This is a genomic window from Kitasatospora sp. SUK 42 (assembly GCF_015776785.2).
Taxonomy (GTDB): domain Bacteria; phylum Actinomycetota; class Actinomycetes; order Streptomycetales; family Streptomycetaceae; genus Kitasatospora.
The window spans coordinates 373253-392642 of sequence record NZ_LFMD02000007.1; the positions used below are offsets into that span (position 1 = coordinate 373253).

The 19390-nt window shown below is 72.8% G+C and carries 16 protein-coding genes; 4 read left to right on the plus strand and 12 right to left on the minus strand.

Translation table 11 applies throughout. From position 1 onward, the window contains the following. The 3 genes from RZ50_RS23370 to RZ50_RS23380 form a co-directional block, all read right to left on the minus strand. Positions 1 to 681 carry a hypothetical protein gene (locus RZ50_RS23370; protein ID WP_196946770.1) on the minus strand — a complete coding sequence of 227 codons (681 nt, stop codon included), beginning with the start codon at positions 679 to 681 and terminating at the stop codon, positions 1 to 3. Positions 682 to 762: 81 nt separating this feature from the next. Beyond that, on the minus strand, positions 763 to 1722 hold the full coding sequence (locus tag RZ50_RS23375; RefSeq protein ID WP_196946769.1) for a tRNA (adenine-N1)-methyltransferase: 960 nt from the start codon (positions 1720 to 1722) through the stop codon (positions 763 to 765). 48 nt (positions 1723 to 1770) lie between these two features. Then, positions 1771 to 2985: a site-2 protease family protein gene (locus RZ50_RS23380; RefSeq protein WP_374199993.1), complete on the minus strand. Its 1215-nt coding sequence runs from the start codon at positions 2983 to 2985 to the stop codon at positions 1771 to 1773. Positions 2986 to 3175: 190 nt separating this feature from the next. On the opposite strand from RZ50_RS23380, the gene RZ50_RS23385 reads away from it, so the two are divergent. Together RZ50_RS23385 and RZ50_RS23390 are read left to right on the plus strand one after the other, a co-directional pair. Further along, positions 3176 to 4081, plus strand: coding sequence for a RecB family exonuclease (locus RZ50_RS23385; protein WP_254803027.1), 906 nt, complete (start codon positions 3176 to 3178; stop codon positions 4079 to 4081). Further along, complete coding sequence (locus tag RZ50_RS23390) at positions 4081 to 4752, plus strand: response regulator transcription factor (RefSeq protein ID WP_063346919.1); 672 nt, start codon at positions 4081 to 4083, stop codon at positions 4750 to 4752. Before RZ50_RS23385 ends, RZ50_RS23390 begins: the two co-directional genes overlap by 1 nt. A gap of 97 nt (positions 4753 to 4849) precedes the next feature. Here the strand turns inward: RZ50_RS23390 and RZ50_RS23395 are convergent, their stop codons facing one another. From RZ50_RS23395 to metH, 3 genes are all read right to left on the minus strand, one after another. Next, complete coding sequence (locus RZ50_RS23395) at positions 4850 to 6466, minus strand: ABC transporter substrate-binding protein (protein ID WP_196946767.1); 1617 nt, start codon at positions 6464 to 6466, stop codon at positions 4850 to 4852. A 251-nt stretch (positions 6467 to 6717) separates the two neighbouring features. Next, positions 6718 to 7422, minus strand: coding sequence for an HAD family phosphatase (locus RZ50_RS23400; RefSeq protein WP_196946766.1), 705 nt, complete (start codon positions 7420 to 7422; stop codon positions 6718 to 6720). Positions 7423 to 7564: 142 nt separating this feature from the next. Then, positions 7565 to 11074 carry a methionine synthase gene (gene metH / locus RZ50_RS23405; protein WP_196946765.1) on the minus strand — a complete coding sequence of 1170 codons (3510 nt, stop codon included), beginning with the start codon at positions 11072 to 11074 and terminating at the stop codon, positions 7565 to 7567. 142 nt (positions 11075 to 11216) lie between these two features. Between metH and RZ50_RS23410 the strand changes: the two genes are divergently transcribed. Then, positions 11217 to 12308, plus strand: coding sequence for a hypothetical protein (locus RZ50_RS23410; protein ID WP_308272113.1), 1092 nt, complete (start codon positions 11217 to 11219; stop codon positions 12306 to 12308). Between the two features lie 333 nt (positions 12309 to 12641). Beyond that, the gene (locus RZ50_RS23415; RefSeq protein WP_196946764.1) at positions 12642 to 13595 is read left to right on the plus strand and encodes a PAC2 family protein; all 954 of its coding nucleotides are present in this window, start codon (positions 12642 to 12644) and stop codon (positions 13593 to 13595) included. Positions 13596 to 13689: 94 nt separating this feature from the next. Here RZ50_RS23415 and mshC read toward each other — a convergent pair whose 3' ends face one another. From mshC to RZ50_RS23445, 6 genes are all read right to left on the minus strand, one after another. After that, positions 13690 to 14919: a cysteine--1-D-myo-inosityl 2-amino-2-deoxy-alpha-D-glucopyranoside ligase gene (gene mshC / locus RZ50_RS23420; protein WP_196946763.1), complete on the minus strand. Its 1230-nt coding sequence runs from the start codon at positions 14917 to 14919 to the stop codon at positions 13690 to 13692. Between the two features lie 203 nt (positions 14920 to 15122). Then, on the minus strand, positions 15123 to 15959 hold the full coding sequence (locus RZ50_RS23425) for a carbohydrate-binding protein (protein WP_254803028.1): 837 nt from the start codon (positions 15957 to 15959) through the stop codon (positions 15123 to 15125). A 122-nt stretch (positions 15960 to 16081) separates the two neighbouring features. Continuing rightward, entirely contained in the window at positions 16082 to 17011 is a 930-nt protein-coding gene (locus tag RZ50_RS23430; RefSeq protein WP_196946761.1) for an AraC family transcriptional regulator, read from the minus strand. 47 nt (positions 17012 to 17058) lie between these two features. Then, a complete protein-coding gene (locus RZ50_RS23435) occupies positions 17059 to 17931 on the minus strand; it encodes an SCO1664 family protein (protein ID WP_374199975.1) in 873 nt (290 codons plus the stop codon). After that, positions 17901 to 18470, minus strand: a complete 570-nt coding sequence (locus RZ50_RS23440; RefSeq protein ID WP_196946760.1) for a DUF3090 domain-containing protein — start codon at positions 18468 to 18470, stop codon at positions 17901 to 17903. Before RZ50_RS23440 ends, RZ50_RS23435 begins: the two co-directional genes overlap by 31 nt. Positions 18471 to 18669: 199 nt before the next feature. Beyond that, complete coding sequence (locus tag RZ50_RS23445; RefSeq protein WP_196946759.1) at positions 18670 to 19362, minus strand: histidine phosphatase family protein; 693 nt, start codon at positions 19360 to 19362, stop codon at positions 18670 to 18672. Positions 19363 to 19390: the final 28 nt, after the last annotated feature.

Genomic DNA, 19390 nt, shown 5'->3' on the forward strand with positions numbered 1-19390 from the left:
TCAGACGGCGGAGACCGGGGCGGCGGTCTGGGAGCGTTCCCAGTCGCCGCCCTTGTGCGTCCAGGTGAGGTCGAGTGAGACGTCGGGCCGGAAGCGCGGCACGTCCTCGCTCGAATACCCCTGCGCGTGGCCGGTGATGGCGCCGTCGGAGCGGACGGCGAGCCGGCTCAGGGTGAGGTTCTCGCGCTCGTTCAGCAGGGTGGCGACGACCACTGGGCGCTCGCCCTGGCCGAATCCGAGCAGGTAGACGGAGTCCGGCGGGGTGCCGGTCTCGGTGGCGCAGTGGGCGGCGACGACCGTACCGGGGCGTCCGTCGCCCAGTTCGGCGGGCACGCTGAGCACCGTCTTGACCGGGAACGGGCCGCAGTCCATGGGCAGTTGGGCCTTGGCGGGATCGGGGGCGGCGCTCGCGGCGAGGGCCTTGGGGGCGCCGCCGCGGGAGGGTGCCGGGGTGCCGGTCGCCGGGGAGGCGGCGAGGGCGGTGGCCACCACCGCTCCACAGCCGGCCAGGGCGAGGGCCCAGTGCCAGGGGGCAGTGCGCGCGTGTCCGGGCCGGGTGCGGCCCCGCGGTGTCTGCTGCGTCTGCTGCGTCTGCTGTCCAGCCGTCGCCGTCGTCCCGACCGCGGTCTCCACCAGGCGTCCCCTCCAGAGCTCCAGGAGCTGGTCTGCGTGCGGGAGCATCGTCCCACACGGGGGTGGACGGCGAACGAAAGGGGTGGTGCGAGCACTCGGCTCGCACCACCCCTTCCCGTCGGTTCGGGCTCAGTCCTGCTCGGGCTGCTCGGCCTCGGTGCCGCGGGCGGCCTTGCGGGCCGCGGCGCGCTCCTGGAGGGACGGCTCGGGCGCCCCGTTGTCGTAGTCCTCGCCGTACGCGCCCTTGGCCGGGCGGCGGCGGCGCAGCGGCGGCTCGACGCCGTCCGCCAGGCGGCGGGCGGTGAGCAGGAAGCCGGTGTGGCCGATCATCCGGTGGTCCGGGCGGACGGCCAGGCCCTCCAGGTGCCAGGTGCGGACCATGGTCTCCCAGGCCTGCGGCTCGGTGAAGGTGCCGTGCTCGCGCAGCGCCTCGACGGTCCTGGACATCTGCGTGGTGGTGGCCACGTAGCAGCAGATGAGACCACCGGGCACGAGGGCCTCGGAGGCGACGTCCAGGCACTCCCAGGGGGCCAGCATGTCGAGGATGACGCGGTCGACGTCGGTCTCGACCAGGTTGTCCTGGAGGTCGCCGACGGTCAGCTTCCACGCCGGGTGCGGGCCGCCGAAGTAGCGCTCGACGTTGCCCTGGGCGATGTCCGCGAAGTCCTGCCGGCGCTCGTAGGAGGCCAGCATGCCGTGTTCGCCGACGGCGCGCAGCAGGTACATGCTGAGCGCGCCCGAGCCGACTCCGGCCTCGACCACGCGGGCGCCCGCGAAGATGTCGGCCATCGCCAGGATCTGCCCCGCGTCCTTGGGGTAGATCACGGCGGCGCCGCGCGGCATGGACAGGACGTAGTCGGGGAGCAGGGGGCGCAGCGCGAGGTACGGGACGTTCCCCGTGGTGCGCACGACCGTGCCCTCGGGGGCGCCGATCAGCTCGTCGTGGGGGAACGCACCCTTGTGGGTGTGGAACTGGTTCCCGGCCTGGAGCGTGAACGTGTAGTGGCGACCCTTGGGGTCGGTCAGCTGGACCTGGTCCCCGACCTGGAAGGGCCCGCGTCGGCGGGCGGCACCGGTCGGTTCGGACATGCGGACAATCCTAAGGGAAGCGGGCACCGCCCCCCGACCACGGTCCGGTCACCGTCCCGAGACGGCGGCGGTCAGCCGCTGCTCGATGTCGGTGAGCGCGGCGACACCGTACATCCGGCCGTCCGCCTCGACCACCAGGTACTCCCCCGCCGGGGTGGCCTGGACGGCCCGCAGCAGCGCCTCGCCGCTGAGGTCGGCGTCCAGCCGCATCCCGGGCTCCAGGTCGCGGGCCAGCGGGCCGACCGCCACCCAGGGGCGGCGGTGCTCCGGCACGGCCCGTACCGCGGACTCGCGGACGATGGCGATCGGCTCGCCCCGGCCGTCCACCACGACGACCGCGCCGGCCTGGGCCTCGCGGGCACGGCGCAGCGCCTCGCCGAGCGGGGTGTCGGCGGTGACCTCGACGGCCCGGCGGGCGAGGTCGCGCAGCCGCAGGCCGGGCAGCACCTCCTTGAGCCGGGCGTTGCGCAGGCTGCCGGTGGCGCCGTTCCAGATGATCGCGGCCAGTACGGCGGCGAGCACCGCGTCCACCAGGGTGTCGGTGGTGGTGCGCTCGACCCCGCGGGCGGCGCTGAACAGCGGCAGGCCGATCAGCACGGCGACCGCCAGTGCCCGGCCGACCCAGGCGGCGGCCACCGTGCCGGCCATCGGCTTGCCGGTGACCGCCCAGACCAGGGCGCGCAGCATCCGGCCGCCGTCCAGCGGCAGGCCGGGCAGCAGGTTGAAGGCGGCGACCACCAGGTTGGAGACCATCAGGCCGGTGAGCAGCACCCCCGGCACGGTGGACAGCTCGACGGCGCCCAGCGCGAGGTAGAACACGCCGCCGAGCACCAGCGAGAGCAGCGGGCCGACGAAGGCCAGCCAGAACTCGCGCCAGGGGCTCTCGGCCTCGTTCTCGATCTCGGAGACGCCGCCGAAGAACTGGAGCTGGATCCGCCGCACCCCGAGCCGGTACCGCAGAGCGACCAGGGTGTGGGCCAGCTCGTGCACCAGGACGGAGGCGTAGAAGGCGACCGCGAAGAAGAAGGCGAGCAGGTAGCGGGCCGCGCCGAGCTCCGGCAGGACGTCGCCGAGCTGTCCGCCGAACACCCAGGTGATCAGGGCGGCGATGACGAACCAGGAGGGCGTGACGTAGATGGGCACGCCGAAGGGCCGCCCCATCAGGAGGCCGCCGCCGCGCTCCGGCGGCTGCCCGCCCGGGCGTCCGCCGTCCTGCGGTGGCTGGTCGGAGGTCTGCTGCCCCCTGCTGTCGCTCACCGTGATCCCTTCGGTCGTCCCGCCCGTCGTGTCCCCGGTGCGCCCACGCTACGTGATCGCGCCCATCCGGTGCCGCGCGCCCCTCTGTCTGCCTTCATACCCACTCAGGGCCCGTCCCTCGGATCCTCGCCGCCCCGGGACCGGCTGGCAGCACGGTGGCAGCGGGATGACAGCGAAGGGCAATAGGGTCGTAGGCATGCAGCAGACCGAGACCAGCAGTGCCGCCGACGCCCCGGCGCGCCCGGCGGGGCCCCCGACCGGGCTCTCCCCGTCCCGCGCGGGGGACTTCCTGACCTGCCCCCTGCTGTACCGGCTGCGGGTGATCGACCGGCTGCCCGAGCCGCCGAGCTCGGCGGCGACCAGGGGCACGCTGGTGCACGCGGTGCTGGAGCGGCTGTTCGACAGCCCGGCGACCGAGCGGACGCCGGAGCGGGCGCTGGGCCTGCTGCGCCCCCAGTGGGAGCGGCTGCTGGGCGAGCGCCCGGAGCTGGGCTCGCTGTTCCCGGACGACCCGGACGGCGCGGCGCTCACCCGCTGGCTGGCGGACGCCGAGAAGCTGGTCGGCCAGTGGTTCCGGCTGGAGGACCCGACCCGGCTGCACCCGGTGGAGCGGGAGCTGTACGTGGAGACCGCGCTGGATTCGGGACTGCTGCTGCGCGGCTACATCGACCGGGTGGACGTCGCCCCGACCGGCGAGGTCCGGCTGGTGGACTACAAGACCGGCCGGGCGCCCTCGCGGGACTTCGAGGGCAAGGCGATGTTCCAGATGAAGTTCTACGCACTGGTGGTGTGGCGTTGGAAGGGGGTGATCCCCAAGCGCCTCCAGCTGGTCTACCTCGGCGGGGGCGGGGACGTGGTCACCTACGACCCGGACGAGGCCGACCTGCGTGCGGTGGAGCGCAAGTTGCAGGCGCTGTGGGAGCGGATCAGCCACGCGGTGGCCACCGGGGACTTCCCGGCCACCCGCAACCGCCTCTGCGACTGGTGCGACCACCAGGCCAGCTGCCCGGAGTTCGGCGGCACCCCGCCGCCGTATCCTCTTCCGCTGGCCCGTACATCGGAGAGCGATCCCACGGGGGATCCGATGAGCAAGGAGTCCTAGTGACGATCCGAGTGCTGCTGGTCGACGACCAGCCGCTGCTGCGCACCGGTTTCCGGATGATCCTGGAGGCCGAGTCCGACCTGGTCGTGGTCGGTGAGGCCGGCGACGGTCAGCAGGCGCTGGACCAGGTGCGCGCGCTGCAGCCCGACGTGGTGCTGATGGACATCCGGATGCCGAGGATGGACGGCGTCGAGGCGACCCGCCGGATCGCCGGTCCGGGGCGGGACGGCCCGGCCAAGGTGCTGGTGCTGACCACCTTCGACCTGGACGAGTACGTGGTGGAGGCGCTGCGCGCGGGTGCCAGCGGCTTCCTGCTGAAGGACGTCCCGGCGGAGGAGCTGGTGCAGGCGATCCGGGTGGTCGCGGACGGCGCGGCGATGCTGGCGCCGAGCATCACCCGCCGGCTGCTGGACATGTACGCCACCAAGCTGCCCTCGGGCGAGGAGGCGCCGCCGCAGGCGCTGAGCGCGCTGACCGAGCGGGAGCTGGAGGTGCTGAAGCTGGTGGCGCGCGGGCTGTCGAACGCGGAGATCGCGGCCGAACTGTTCGTCAGCGAGACGACCGTCAAGACGCACGTCGGCCATGTGCTGACCAAGCTCCAGCTGCGCGACCGGGTGCAGGCGGCGGTGTACGCCTACGAGAGCGGGCTGGTGCGGCCCGGCGCCCTGTAGCGGGCCGAACGGCCCGCAACGCCAAGGAGAAACGTGACGGCGGCCCGCCCGCTTCCCCTCGCACTGACGGGGAAGCGGGCGGGCCGCCGTTCGCGCCCTACTTGTTCGTCCGGCTGATCTCCCAGAAGCGGAAGTAGCCGGTGGTGTCGACGGTGGACTCGACGCCGGTGACGTACGAACGGGCCGCGAAGAAGGCCTTGTTCTGGTACAGCGGGATCAGCGGCACGTTCTCGGCGACGATCTGCTGGATCTGCGCGTAGCCGCCCGCGGCGGCGCTGCGGTCGGCCTGCTTGAGGCCGTCCGGCACCAGCTTCTGGCTGATCCGCGGGTCGTCCCAGCCGTGGTGGTAGGCACCGCCGTCGACCAGCAGCGGGGCGATGTAGTTGTCCGGGTCCGGGTAGTCGGCGAACCAACCGATCAGGTACACCTGGTACTTGCCGTCGGCCCAGCCCTTGCGGTAGGCGTCCCAGTCCTGCTCCTGCTGGACCGTCACCTGGAACAGGCCGCCGGTCTCCATCTGCTTCTTGAGCGTGTCGGCCTCGGCGCTGCCGGCCCGCGAACGGGCCCAGGTGAGGGTGAGCTTGACCGGGGTCTGGACCTTGGCGTCGGCGAGGATCTTCTTGGCCTTGGCCACGTCCTGGTCGCCGTAGCGGTCGAAGAAGGCGGTGGTGTGGCCGGTGACGCCGGCCGGGACCATCGCGTACAGCGGCTGGACGGTGCGGGCGAAGACGTCGCGGGCGAGCGCCTTGCGGTCGAGCAGCGCGGCGGCGGCCTGGCGGACGGCGACGTTGGAGACGACCGGGTCCTTGGTGTTGAAGACCAGCGAGCGGGTGTCGTTGCTGTCGCCCTCGACCACCTGGAGGTCGGTCTTGCCGCCCTGCTGGTCGGACCGGATCTGGGCGGCGGTGTTCGGCTCCAGGCTGTTGTCGGTCAGGTCGACGTCGCCCTTGTCCAGCGCGTCCTTGAGGTCGGCCGGCTTGTCGAAGTACCGCACGGTGAACTTGCTGTTCCGCAGCTTGGCGTCGCCGCCGTACTTGTCGTTGGGCGCCAGCACGACCTTGGAGAGCTGCTTGCCGGTGCCGCCGCCGCTCATGGTCTCGACCGACTCGAAGCGGTACGGGCCGGAGCCGATCAGCTTGTCGTTGGGGACGACCTTGTCGGCCGGGTAGGCCTGGTGGTCGACGATGGCGCCGGCCGGGCCGGCCAGCTTGGCCGGGAGGGTGGCGTCGGGGGTGGCCAGGTGGAAGATCACCTCGGTGTCGCCCTTGGCCTCGACGCTCTTGATCGAGGAGAGCAGCGCGGCCGGACCGGTCGGGTCGTTGATCTTCTTGGTGCGCTCGATCGAGAACACCACGTCCTGGGCGGTCATCGGGTGGCCGTTGGAGAACTTCAGGCCGGACCGCAGGGTGCAGTGGTACTCGCTGGCGTCGCCGCTGGTGAAGTCGCAGGACTGCGCGGCGTCCGGGGCGGGCGCGCTGGAGGCGGCCGGGAAGGTCATCAGCGACTGGAAGGTGTTGCGCAGCAGCAGCCAGGAGCCGGAGTCGTAGGCGGCCGCCGGGTCCAGCACGCCGGTCAACTGGGTGGTGCCCATGGTGACCGACTTGCCGCCGCCGTCCCCCTTCACGGCGTCGGTGACGGATCCGCAGCCGGCCACCGTCACGGCGACCAGTCCGGCACAACCGAGTACGGCCAGGCGTTCAGCTGAAGTCTTCACGGGAGCGTCCTTCTGGGTGGCACGAACCCGAGTAGCGTGCCATATCGAACACGGACGACCGATACCCGTGCAGATGACGTTTGGGACACGGTAGTTCGGGGCAGCACGAGGCACCCGACGAGTTGTCAGCCAATGCCCGTTTTCTCCCCGGGCGACCCCGGACGACGGACGGGCCCAGCCGATTACCGACGAGTAGGGTGTGGCCGCAATGAGATGACAATCACATTCGTGGGAGGCTCGGGTACGGGCCCTCAGACCCGCGAGGCGACCACCGAACGCAGCAGTTCGAGGTCGACCTGCTCCAGCGAGGAGAGCACCAGCCGCCCGGGCGCCGGCTCGATCGGCGCCACCGAGGGCACCGCGATCACCGGGCAGCCGGCCGCCTCGCCCGCGCGCACCCCGGTCGGGGTGTCCTCGATCACCACGCAGCGGACCGGCTCCGCGCCCAGCCGGCGGGCCGCCTCCAGGTACGGGTCCGGGAAGGGCTTGGTGCGCGGCACCTCGTCCCCGCCGATGCTGAAGGCGAAGTGCTCGGCGCCCAGCGAGCGCAGCACGATGTCGATCACGTGCCGGTGCGAGGCGGACACCAGGGCGGCCGGAACGCCGTGCGCGGCAAGGGTGTTGAGGAGGCGCTCGGCGCCCGGCATCAGCGGCACGCCGCCGGCCAGCAGGTCGACGAAGCGCTGGTTGACCAGCACGCCCAGGTCGGCCGGGGCGATGTCCACCCCGGTCCGGCCGACCAGGTAGTCCATCACCCGGGTCATCGGACCGCCGACCACCTGGGCCCGGTCCCGCTCGTCCAGCTGGTGGCCCAGCTCCGCGAAGAGCGAGACCTCGGCCTGCCACCAGAAGTCCTCGGTGTCCACCAGCGTCCCGTCCATGTCCAGCAGCACCGCCTGCAGGCCGCGGTCGTCCCCGTGGTCGAGGATGCGCGTGGCGGTGGGGCTGGTGGTCATGGCGGGAGTCCTTCCGGCAGTGCCCCAGGGGCGTCCCGGGGATGGCACAGGCCGGCCCGCTGGTGAGCGGACCGGCCCGTTCAGGATCATCAAGGATACGCCCGCTCCGCCCGGAAGGAGCGAACGCGGCGGGACGTTCGGATTACCGGGCGTTGAAGTACTTCGCCTCGGGGTGGTGGATCACGATCGCGTCGGTGGACTGCTCCGGGTGCAGCTGGAACTCCTCGGAGAGCACCACGCCGATCCGCTCGGGCTTCAGCAGCTCGGCGATCTTGGCGCGGTCCTCCAGCTCGGGGCAGGCCCCGTAGCCGAGCGAGAAGCGGGCGCCCCGGTACTTCAGCGCGAACATGTCCTTGACGTCCTGCGGGTCCTCACCGGAGAAGCCCAGCTCGTAACGGACCCGGGCGTGCCAGAACTCGGCCAGCGCCTCGGCCAGCTGCACCGACAGGCCGTGCAGCTCCAGGTAGTCGCGGTAGGAGTTCCCGGCGAACAGCTCGTTGGCCGCCTCCGAGATCCGGTTGCCCATGGTGACCACCTGGAGGCCGACCACGTCCCGCTGGCCGGACTCCTCCGGGCGGAAGAAGTCCGCCAGGCAGAGCCGGCGGCCGCGCCGCTGGCGGGGGAAGGTGAAGCGGGTCCGCTCGGTGCCGTCCTCGTGGAAGACGATCAGGTCGTCGCCCTTGGAGTTCGCCGGGTAGTAGCCGTAGACCACGGCCGCCTCCAGCCAGCCCTCGGTCTGGAGCCGGTCCAGCCAGGCGCGCAGCCGCGGCCGGCCCTCGGTCTCCACCAGCTCCTCGTACGACGGGCCGTCGCCGGCGCGGGAGGCCTTGAGGCCCCACTGGCCCTTGAACAGCGCGTCCTCGTCCAGCCAGGAGGCGTAGTCGGCGAACGGGATGCCCTTGACGATCCGGTCGCCCCAGAACGGCGGGGTGGGAACGGCGTTGTCCACCACGACGTCGGAGCGGATCTGCCCGAGGTTGACCTCGGGCTCCGACTCCTCCACCTCGACCCGGGCGTGCCGGCGCTGCTTGAGCTCCGGCAGGGTCGCGCCGGGCACGCCGCGCTTGACCGCGACCAGCGCGTCCATCAGCCGCAGGCCCTCGAAGGCGTCCCGGGCGTAGCGGACCTCGCCCTCGTAGATCTCGTGCAGGTCCTGCTCGACGTAGGCGCGGGTGAGGGCGGCGCCGCCGAGGATCACCGGGTAGCTCGCGGCCAGCTTGCGCTGGTTGAGCTCCTCCAGGTTCTCCTTCATGATCACGGTCGACTTCACCAGCAGGCCGGACATCCCGATCACGTCCGCGTTGTGCTCGTGCGCGGCGTCCAGGATCGCCGAGACCGGCTGCTTGATGCCCAGGTTGACCACGTTGTAGCCGTTGTTGGACAGGATGATGTCCACCAGGTTCTTGCCGATGTCGTGGACGTCGCCCTTGACGGTGGCCAGCACGATCGTGCCCTTGCCCTCGCTGTCGGACTTCTCCATGTGCGGCTCCAGATGGGCCACCGCGGTCTTCATCACCTCGGCGGACTGGAGCACGAACGGCAGCTGCATCTGGCCGGAGCCGAAGAGCTCGCCGACCACCTTCATGCCGGCCAGCAGGGTCTCGTTGATGATCTCCAGCGCCGGGCGCCCGGTCAGCGCCTCGTCCAGATCGGCCTCCAGGCCGTTGCGCTCGCCGTCGATGATCCGGCGCTGCAGCCGCTCCTCCAGCGGGAGCGCGGCCAGCTCCTGCGCCTTGGAGGCCTTGACCGAGGCGGTGGAGACGTTGGCGAACAGCTCCAGCAGGCGCTGGAGCGGGTCGTAGCCGTCCCGGCGGCGGTCGTACACCAGGTCGAGGGCGACCTCGCGCTGCTCCTCGGGGATGCGGGAGACCGGCAGGATCTTGGAGGCGTGCACGATCGCCGAGTCCAGGCCCGCCTCCACGCACTCGTGCAGGAAGACCGAGTTGAGCACCACCCGGGCGGCCGGGTTGAGGCCGAAGGAGATGTTGGACAGGCCGAGGGTGGTCTGCACCTTCGGGTGGCGGCGCTTGAGCTCGCGGATCGCCCCGATGGTCTCGATGCCGTCCCGGCGGGACTCCTCCTGGCCGGTGGCCAGGGTGAAGGTGAGGCAGTCGACCAGGATCGAGCCCTCGTCGATGCCGTACTCGCCGGTCAGCTCGGCGATCAGCCGCTCGGCGATCTCGACCTTGTGCTCGGCGGTACGGGCCTGGCCCTCCTCGTCGATGGTCAGCGCGATCAGGCCGGCGCCGTGCTCGCGGGCCAGCGAGGCGATCCTCCCGAAGCGCGAGTCGGGGGCGTTGCCGTCCTCGTAGTTGACCGAGTTGAGCACCGCGCGGCCGCCGAGCGCCTCCAGGCCGGCCCGCAGCACGTCCGGCTCGGTGGAGTCCAGCACGATCGGCAGGGTGGAGGCGGTGGCCAGTCGGCCGGCGATCTCCTTCATGTCGGCGACGCCGTCGCGGCCGACGTAGTCGACGCACAGGTCCAGCAGGTGGGAGCCGTCCCGGATCTGGTCGCGGGCGATCTCCACGCAGGCCTGCCAGTCGCCGGCCAGCATCGACTCGCGGAACTTCTTCGAGCCGTTGGCGTTGGTGCGCTCGCCGATCGCCAGGTACGAGGTGTCCTGGCGGAACGGCACCGCCTGGTACAGCGAGGCGGCCGAGGGCTCCGGCTGCGGCTCGCGGGCGGCCACCGGACGGCCCTGGACCCGCTCGACCACCTGGCGCAGGTGCTCGGGGGTGGTGCCGCAGCAGCCGCCGACCAGCGAGAGGCCGTACTCGCGGGTGAACACGTCGTGCGCGTCGGCCAGCTCGGCCGGGGAGAGCGGGTAGTGGGCACCGTCCTTGCCGAGCACCGGCAGGCCCGCGTTCGGCATGCAGGACAGGCCGATCCGGGCGTTCTTGGCCAGGTAGCGCAGGTGCTCGCTCATCTCGGCCGGGCCGGTGGCGCAGTTGAGGCCGATGTAGTCGACGCCGAGCGGCTCCAGGGCGGTGAGCGCGGCGCCGATCTCGGAGCCGAGCAGCATGGTGCCGGTGGTCTCCACGGTCACCTGCACCAGCACCGGCAGGTCCAGCCCGGCCTCGGCCAGGGCGCGCTTGGAGCCGAGGATCGCGGCCTTGGTCTGGAGCAGGTCCTGGCTGGTCTCGACCAGCAGGGCGTCGACGCCGCCGGCGATCAGGCCGGCCGCGTTCTGCTGGAAGCCGTCGCGCAGCGTCTCGTACGGGGCGTGGCCGAGGGTCGGCAGCTTGGTGCCGGGGCCGATCGAGCCGAGCACCCAGCGGGTGCGGCCGTCGGCGGCGTGCTCGTCGGCCACCTCGCGGGCGATCCGGGCACCGGCCTCGGCCAGCTCGAAGATGCGGTCGGCGATCTCGTACTCACCCAGCGCCGAGAAGTTGGCGCCGAAGGTGTTGGTCTCGACGCAGTCCACGCCGACGCCGAAGTAGGCCTCGTGGACGGAACGCACGATGTCGGGCCGGGTGACGTTGAGGACCTCGTTGCAGCCCTCCAGGTTCTGGAAGTCCTCCAGCGTCGGATCCTGGGCCTGGAGCATGGTGCCCATCGCACCGTCGGCCACCACCACCCGGGTGGCGAGTGCCTCACGCAGCGCGTTCGCGCGGCTCTGCTGAGTGATGGACGGGTTGGCTGCAGTGGCCATGGGGCTTCTCCCTGGTGCGACGGCTGTCGGCTTTGCGGCCCGCTTGCTCGGGCACGCACGTGGCCAGGGTATCCGGCCCGCGACAGTGCTCGCCGGGGCATTCCGTATCCTGAGCGCTCGACCGCATGGGGGGAGCATCCGCGTGGCCCGGTTCCGGACCGTGACGCGGCGCACCGGCCGGGCCCTCGGGGCCCCGCTCCGGGCGCTGCGCGACCGCTGGCGAGGCTGGTCCCGGTGGCGCCGGGCGCTGCTGGTCCTGGCACTGGTGGCGGCCGTGCCGGTCGCCGCGCTGGGCTCGCTGTTCGTCTCGATCCGGCTGCACTACTCGGGTGAGCCCGCCGCCGAGGCCCGCACCCGGGGCCGGGACGCCGTCTGGCTCGGGCACGCCTGGGTGGACGGGCGCAGGACCGAGGCCGACGTCGAGGCGCTGGCCCGGCAGCTGGCCGGGACCGGCGTGCGCGACCTGTACGTGCACACCGGCCCGCTGGAGCACGACGGCTCCCTGCCGCCGACCGTCCACCCGAGGGCCCGCTGGTTCACCGAGGCCGCGCACCGGACGCTGCCGGGCGTACGGCTCCAGGGCTGGCTGGGCGACGAGGTCAAGCCGGAGAAGGACGCCCTGGACCTGGACGACGCGCCCACCCGCGACCGGATCGCCGCCTCCGCCCGCCAGGTGCTGGACCAGGGCTTCGACGGCGTGCACCTCGACATGGAGCCGATCCGCCCCGGCTCGGCCGGCTGGCTCGCCCTGCTCGACCAGGTCCGCCCGGTCACGGCGGCCCGCGGCGCCAAGCTCTCGGTGGCGGCCCCGCAGATCGACCCGGTGCCCGGCCTGCACACCGCCGGCATCCTGCTCACCGACCACGGCAAGTGGTGGGACCAGGCGTACTTCCGCGAGACCGCCCGCCGGGTCGACCAGATCGCGGTGATGACCTACGACACCTCGATGCCGACCGAGCCGCTGTACGGCGGCTACGTCGCGCAGCAGACCGAGCTCGCGCTGCGGGCCACCCCGCCCGAGGTCGACCTGCTGATCGGCCTACCGTTCTTCTGGGACGACAAGTGGGGCCACTGGGGCGCCGCCGAGACCGTCCCGGCCGCCGTCCGGGGCGTCCGGCTGGGCCTGGGCCGCCAGGACCTGCGGCGGGCGAACTTCGGCGTCGCGCTGTACGTGGACTTCGCCGCGACGCCGGAGAACTGGGCGGCGTACCGGCGCGGCTGGGTGGAGGTCTGAGCGCACCCCGCGAATCCGGGCCCGCCACGCTCGGCGAACAGTCCGTCGCCCTGTGTTGCCAATCCGGCACCGGCCGCTCCCGCACCAGATCCTGACGGTTCGTCATCCAAGGGTGCCCGGATATCCGCTGGATCCCGGCGGCCCGCTCCCCCAGACTGTCCCGGTGCCCGGCCGCCGTGCGCATCAAAGCCCGTAGGCTGGGCAGGTAGGGACCGTGGAGCGAGGCGTTCCACGGGAGACGAGAGGTTCGACAGGCGGCAGCCGACCCGTCGGTGCCCCGGCAGGCCAGCCGGGGCGGTGCCGGTCCGACCGCCGACCGGAGGGAGACGCTGGGTGATCGAGCTGGAAGATGTTCCCGAGTTGATCGACCCGGTGATGGTCTGCGCCTTCGAGGGGTGGAACGACGCGGGCGACGCCGCCTCCGCGGCCCTGGCGCATCTGGACGAGACCTGGGGTGGCAAGGTGTTCGCCGCCCTCGACGCGGAGGAGTACTACGACTTCCAGGTCAACCGGCCGACGATCTGGCTGGACGGCGGCATCCGACGGATCACCTGGCCGACCACCAGGCTCTCGGTGATCCGGGTGACCGAACCGGTGACCAGGGACGTGGTGCTGGTCCGCGGCATCGAGCCGAGCATGCGCTGGCGCTCGTTCTGCAACGAGCTGCTCGGCATCGCGCACGAGTTGGGCATCGAGCTGGTGGTGATCCTGGGCGCGCTGCTCGGCGACACCCCGCACAGCCGCCCGGTGCCGGTCAGCGGGGTCACCTCCGACCCGGAGCTGGCCCGCCGGCTGGACCTGGAGGAGAGCCGCTACGAGGGCCCGACCGGGATCGTCGGGGTACTCCAGGAGGCCTGCACGCACGCCGGGGTGCCGGCCGTGACGCTGTGGGCCGCGGTGCCGCACTACGTCGCCCAGCCGCCCAACCCCAAGGCGACGCTGGCGCTGATCAACAAGCTGGAGGACCTGCTGGACCTGCGCATCCCGCCGGGCGAGCTCGGCGAGGACGCCCGGGCCTGGCAGCTCGGCGTGGACCAGCTGGCCGCCGAGGACAGCGAGGTCGCCGAGTACGTCCAGCAGCTGGAGGAGGCACAGGACACCGCGGAGCTGCCGGAGGCCTCCGGGGACGCCATCGCGCGCGAGTTCGAGCGCTACCTGCGCCGCCGGGAGAACGTCGGGCCGACCGGCGAGAAGCCGGTGGCCGGGCACGCGACGGCCGAGCGGCCGGCCGAGCCGGAGTCGCCGGGCACCACCCGGGAGAGCCCGGAGGGCTCCGAGGAGGAGTAGTTCCGGCCGCGAACGCCGGGAACGCCGGGAACAACGCCGAAGGGGCGTCAGGACACCTGGTCCTGACGCCCCTTTCCGGCTGCTACGGCCGCCGCTACAGCGCGACGCCGAGCAGGGCGTCCACGGTGCGGGAGACCAGGCCGGGCGCGCCGGTGTCGGTGCCGCCCTCGCTCTCCTGCTGCGCCGCCCAGCGGTCCACGGCGACCAGCGCGGCGGGCGCGTCCAGGTCCTCCGCGAGCGCCGCACGGACCTCGGCGAGCAGCCGCTCGGCCGACGGACCGTCCGGCCGGGAGACCGCGGCCCGCCAGCGGGCGAGGCGCTCGACGGCCTCGTCCAGGGTGGCCTTGGTCCACTCCCAGTCCTCGCGGTAGTGGTGCGAGAGCAGTGCCAGGCGGATCGCCGCCGGCTCGACGCCCTCGCGGCGCAGCGCCGAGACGAACACCAGGTTGCCGCGGGACTTGGACATCTTGTGGCCGTCCAGGCCGACCATGCCCGCGTGCACGTACGCCCTGGCGTACGGGTGGGCGCCGGTGGCGACCTGGGCGTGCGAGGCGCCCATCTCGTGGTGCGGGAAGGACAGGTCGCTGCCGCCGCCCTGGATGTCGAAGGACATGCCCAGGTACTGCAGCGCGATGGCCACGCACTCGATGTGCCAGCCGGGGCGGCCGTGGCCGAGCTCGGTGTCCCAGGCGGGCTCGCCCGGGCGGGCGGCCAGCCAGAGCAGGGCGTCCAGCGGGTTGCGCTTGCCCGGGCGGTCCGGGTCGCCGCCGCGCTCGGCGAAGACCGGGCGCATGGCCTCGCGGGTCAGCCCGGAGACCTCGCCGAAGCGCGGGTCCGCGTCGACCGAGAAGTAGATGTCCCCGTCCACGTAGTAGGCGGCGCCGGAGGCGAGCAGCTTCTGCACCAGCGGGACGATCCACGGGATGGACTCGACCGCGCCGATGTAGTGGGCCGGCGGGAGCAGCCGCAGGGCGGTCATGTCCTCGCGGAACAGGGCCGTCTCGCGCTCGGCCAGGGCCACCCAGTCCTGACCGGTGGCGACCGCGCGCTCCAGCAGCGGGTCGTCGACGTCGGTGACGTTCTGGATGTACAGGACGTCGTGGCCGGCGTCCTTCCACACCCGCTGCACCAGGTCGAAGGCGTTGTAGGTGGCGGCGTGGCCCATGTGGGTCGCGTCGTAGGGGGTGATGCCGCAGACGTAGATCCGGGCGGTGCCGTCCTGCGGCACGACCTCGCGGACCTTGCCCGCTGCGGTGTCGAAGATACGGAGGGGGAGCCCCTGACCAGGCAGGGCGGGAACCTCGGAGGCGGGCCAGGCATGCATGGGAACGACTTTAACCTTGAGAACATTTGAAAGCCTAACCAGTACGGAAGATCGACTGGATCCCGCCGTTGCCCGCGCGCTTCCGGACTGCTAGCGCCCCGCCGTGGTCACGCCTGAGCCCCCGGCCCCGGACACGGGTGAGCGCCCGGTCGGCCCTGCCGCCGACCGGGCGCCCGGCTCCCCGGGGGACGCGGCCGGAGCCGCTACGACCGCTGCCAGAGGGCCGGCACGTTCGGCGGCTCCCAGCCCACCATGGAGGTGTGTGCCTGGAGGCAGACGTAGGAGACGCCGGAGTAGGTGACGCGGTCGCCCGCGTTGTAGGCCTTGCCCGGTGCCCAGGTGCCGCTCGGCGGCGTGGTGGGCCCGCCGGTCGGGGTGGCGGTCGGGGTCGGGGTCGGCGAGGGCGTGCCCGGGGTCTGCGGCACGTCCAGCACGAAGTCGAAGCTGGCCTCCCGGACCTGGCCGTTCTGCCGGACGTTCATCAGCAGCCGGGGGTCGTAGATGGTGTCCGTGTTGTTGCGCGGCTCACCCGGGAAGTAGAGCTGGGTGGTCAGGATCGAACGGCCGGGGGCCTGCACCTTGACGTGCAGGTGCCGGGTGCGGCCCGGGTAGAGGCCGGGGACGATGGTGTCCAGCTTGTACGCGCCGTTGGCGTCGGTGAACTGGTGCCCGCGGAAGGTGAAGCCGACGTTGTCGTAGTTGCCGCCGTCGTCGGCCTGCCAGAAGTCCAGCAGGACGCCGGAGATCGGCAGGCAGGCGCGGCCGAAGACGTAGCCGCTGACGGTCAGCCGGGTGCCCGGGCCGTCGTTGACCATCGAGCTGCGCAGCGGGGAGTTGGGCTTGAAGTACGGCCCCTCGATCTGCTCGATGGTGGGGTCGTCGCCGTCGTGGCAGTCGGGGGTGAGGCCGGGGGCCTGGCCGCTGCCGGCCTGTTCCCGGGCCAGGGCGACTCCGCCGCCGATCAGCAGCGGCGCGACCCCGAGTGCGGCGGCGGCCTTCAGGACGGTCTTGCGGCTGATCATGCCGTCGGACGGGGGCATGCGCCGTCTCCTTCCCATGGGAGGTGGGGGTGGGGGCGGCCCTTGCCATGGTGGGGGCATGACAAGGGCCGAACCGGCCGCCGTCCGCGCGCCGGACCGGCCGCCGGTGGCCAACACTGAAGTTACGGGCCGTCCGGTGCGACCGCGATGGACATGATCCGGGGATCATGGTGATTTCCGTCGACCCGGGAGCGGAACTCCCCCGGCGTCATCCCGGTCTCCCGCCGGAAGAACCGGCAGAAGTACGCCGGGTCCGCGAAGCCCGCCTCCTTGGCGACCTGACGAATCGTCAGGTCCGTGCAGGCGAGCAGCCGCTTGGCCTCCAGGGTCTGCTGCCGGCGGATCAGCCCGCCCGGGGTGCGGCCGGTGGCCTGCTTGACCAGGGTCTGCAAGTGCCCCGGGGAGACGCCGAGTTCCTGGGCGGTGGAGGCCACCGAGTGCCGCACCCCGCCCGGCCTGGCGATCAACCGGGTGAAGGCGGCGGCCAGTTCGGCCGGACGGCTGGGCACCGCGGGCCGCTCGTCCGGGACGCAGGCGCGCAGCGCCCGGACGATCAGGATGTGCAGGCTGGCCCGCAGCACGCCCTGGTAGCCGGGCGCCCTGGTCCGGTACTCGTGCTCCATGTCGGCGAGCAACGCGCCGATGGCACCGGCCTGTTCACCGAGCGTCAGGGCGGGCTTGGAGGCCAGGGCGCGCAGCGCGGCGAGGTCCTGCGGGTGGCCGAGCAGGAAGTCCTCGTTGAACAGGACGACCCTGCCCGTGAGCTCCTCGGCGTCCGCCCAGTGGTGCACCTGGCCGGGCGTGATCACGCACAACTGCGGTGGGGCCAGCGACCGGTGCACCAGGTCCAGGGCGTGGGCGCCCCGGCCGCCGGTGACGTGGACGATCTCGTAGAACGAGTGGCGGTGGGGGAAGTTGGCCCGGGAGAGCGGGCCGATCGCGTCGAAACTGCCGATGGCGAAGGGGAGCAGGTGGGGCAGCGGGACCTGCAGCCGGTGCAACGGCAGGTCCGGCGTGGTTCGGGGGGTGGGGGTGGTCCGTCGCGCATCCATCGGAGCAGTGTGCGACCTATTCCCGGAATAGGTCCAGACCACCGGTGCTACATCGGCGGCCAGGGGATCGCGGGCCAGTCCCGGGAGGGCAGCGGGTGCCGGCCCGAACCCTGCAGCGCGGCCACCCGGGCGCGGGTGGCGTCCAGTTCGGCGGCGGTCAGGTGCGGGGCCAGGCGCTCGGCCAGCGCGCCGTCCAACTGCTCGGCCAGCCGGGAGAGCACCTCCAGCGCCTCGTCGGGCAACGGGTCGCCCGCCCAGCCCCAGAGCAGGGTGCGCAGTTTGTCCTCGGTGTTGAAGGTGACGCCGTGGTCGATGCCGTACACCCGGCCGTCGGCGGCGGGGATCAGGTGGCCGCCCTTGCGGTCGGCGTTGTTGAGCACCGCGTCCAGCACCGCGAGCCGGCGCAGCCGACGGTCGTCGTGGTGCACCAGCAGCGCGGTGCGGCCCTCGCCGACCTCGGCCCGGACGATCGGCAGCCAGCCCTGCTCGGGCCCCTCCGGGTCCTGCAGCGCCAGCAGCGGCTCGGCCTGCGGGTCCGGCTCGACCCACAGTTGCACCATGCCGGGGCCGTGCGGGCCCTCGCGCAGCACGGTGGGCGGTATCAGCGCCCAGCCGGTCGCGGCGGACAGCTCGTACGCGGCCACCTCGCGGCCGGCCAGCGTGCCGTCCGGGAAGTCCCACAGCGGGCGCTCGCCGGCCACCGGCTTGTAGACGGCCTGCGCGCTCAGCGAACCGTGCTCGACCGTGCAGTACAGCGCGGCGTTGGAGGCGTCGGTGAGCCGCCCGTGCACGGTCAGCTCGCCCTGGCGCAGCAGCGCGAGGGCGGTGGGCACGTCGGCGGCGAGGGCGGCGGCCGCGGCCGGGTCGGCCTGCGGCGGGGTCTCGGTGTTCAGCGCCGGTACCCGTTCGCGCGGGGGCACAGGTGACCCTCGGGGTCCAGCGGCAGGTTGCAGAACGGACAGGGCTTGCGGCCGGCCGCGACCAGGTCCAGCGCGCGCTTGGCGAACACCCGGGCCATCGCGCCGGACAGCCGCACCCGCAGCATGTCCGGGCCGTTCTCGTCGTCCCGGAAGACCGCCTCCTCGGCCTCGCCCTCCTCTTCCTCCTCCACCATCGCCTGCGCCTCGACCACCAGGCAGCCGTCCACGCTGTCCCAGGCCAGGGCCATGGTGCCGACCCGGAACTCCTGCTCCAGCGGCAGGTCCAGCGGGGCGGTGTCGAGCAGGTCCCGCGGCGCGGTGGCCGGGATCGAGGCGTCGCCGCCGCTGCGGCGCAGCGCCTCGTCCAGCACCTCCTCGATCCGCTCGGCGAGCGCGGCGACCTGGGTCTTCTCCAGCAGCACACTGGTGATCCGGCCCCGGGCGCTGGCCTGCAGGTAGAACGCCCGGGCGCCGGGCTGGCCGACGGTGCCGGCCACGAACCGTTCGGGCTGGTCGTAGAAGAAGACCTGACGGGGCACGCTCTCGCTCCGGATCGTGTCGGTCGGCTCGGATCCGCCATGGGGGATCGCGCGGTGGTGGGACTCGCGAGTCGTAGGACTGGCGAGCCATCGGACTCTTACGTCACTCGTAAGTCACCCTACGACCTCCGGGCCCCGCCCGGGGAGCCGAGCGGGAGGCCGGGGGCGGGGTGGCACCCGGGGGTCTGGGCGGTGCCGCTCAGGCGGTCCCGCCGACCACGGCGTCGCCGGCCGGGGCCGTCGGAGCCGGGCCGGGCCTGGGGGCCAGCGAGGAGAGGTCGCCGGTGTCGCCCATTCTCAGCACGAAGGGCCGCTGCGGGGTGTACCGGATCGCGGTGACCGAGCAGGGCTCGACACTGATCCGCTGGAAGTGGTCCAGGTGCAGGCCGAGGGCGTCGGCCACCACCGCCTTGATCACGTCACCGTGCGAGCAGGCGATCCAGACCGCGTCCTCGCCGTGCTCGGCGGCGACCTTCGCGTTCCACTCGCGGACCGCGCTCACCGTGCGGTGGCTCAGCTCGCGCAGCGACTCGCCACCGGGGAAGGCCGCGGCGGCGGCGTGGTCCTGCACGGTACGCCAGAGCGGCTCCTTGGCCAGCTCGGCCAGCGGACGGCCGGTCCACTCGCCGTAGTGGCACTCGCCGAGCCGCTCGTCCTGGATGGGCTGCGCCAGCTCGGGGCGGGCGGCCAGCAGCGGCTCCAGGGTCTGCCGACAGCGCTCCAGCGGGCTGCTGACGACCTGCGCCAGCGGGATCCCGGCCAGCCGGCCGGCCAGCGCGGCGGCCTGCGCGCGCCCGGTGTCGTCCAGGTCCACGCCGGGGGTCCAACCGGCCAGGATTCCGGCGGTGTTCGCGGTCGAGCGGCCGTGTCGGACGAGCAGCAGCGTGGGCATGGGGCCTAGCCTACGGCCTCCCGGGGGT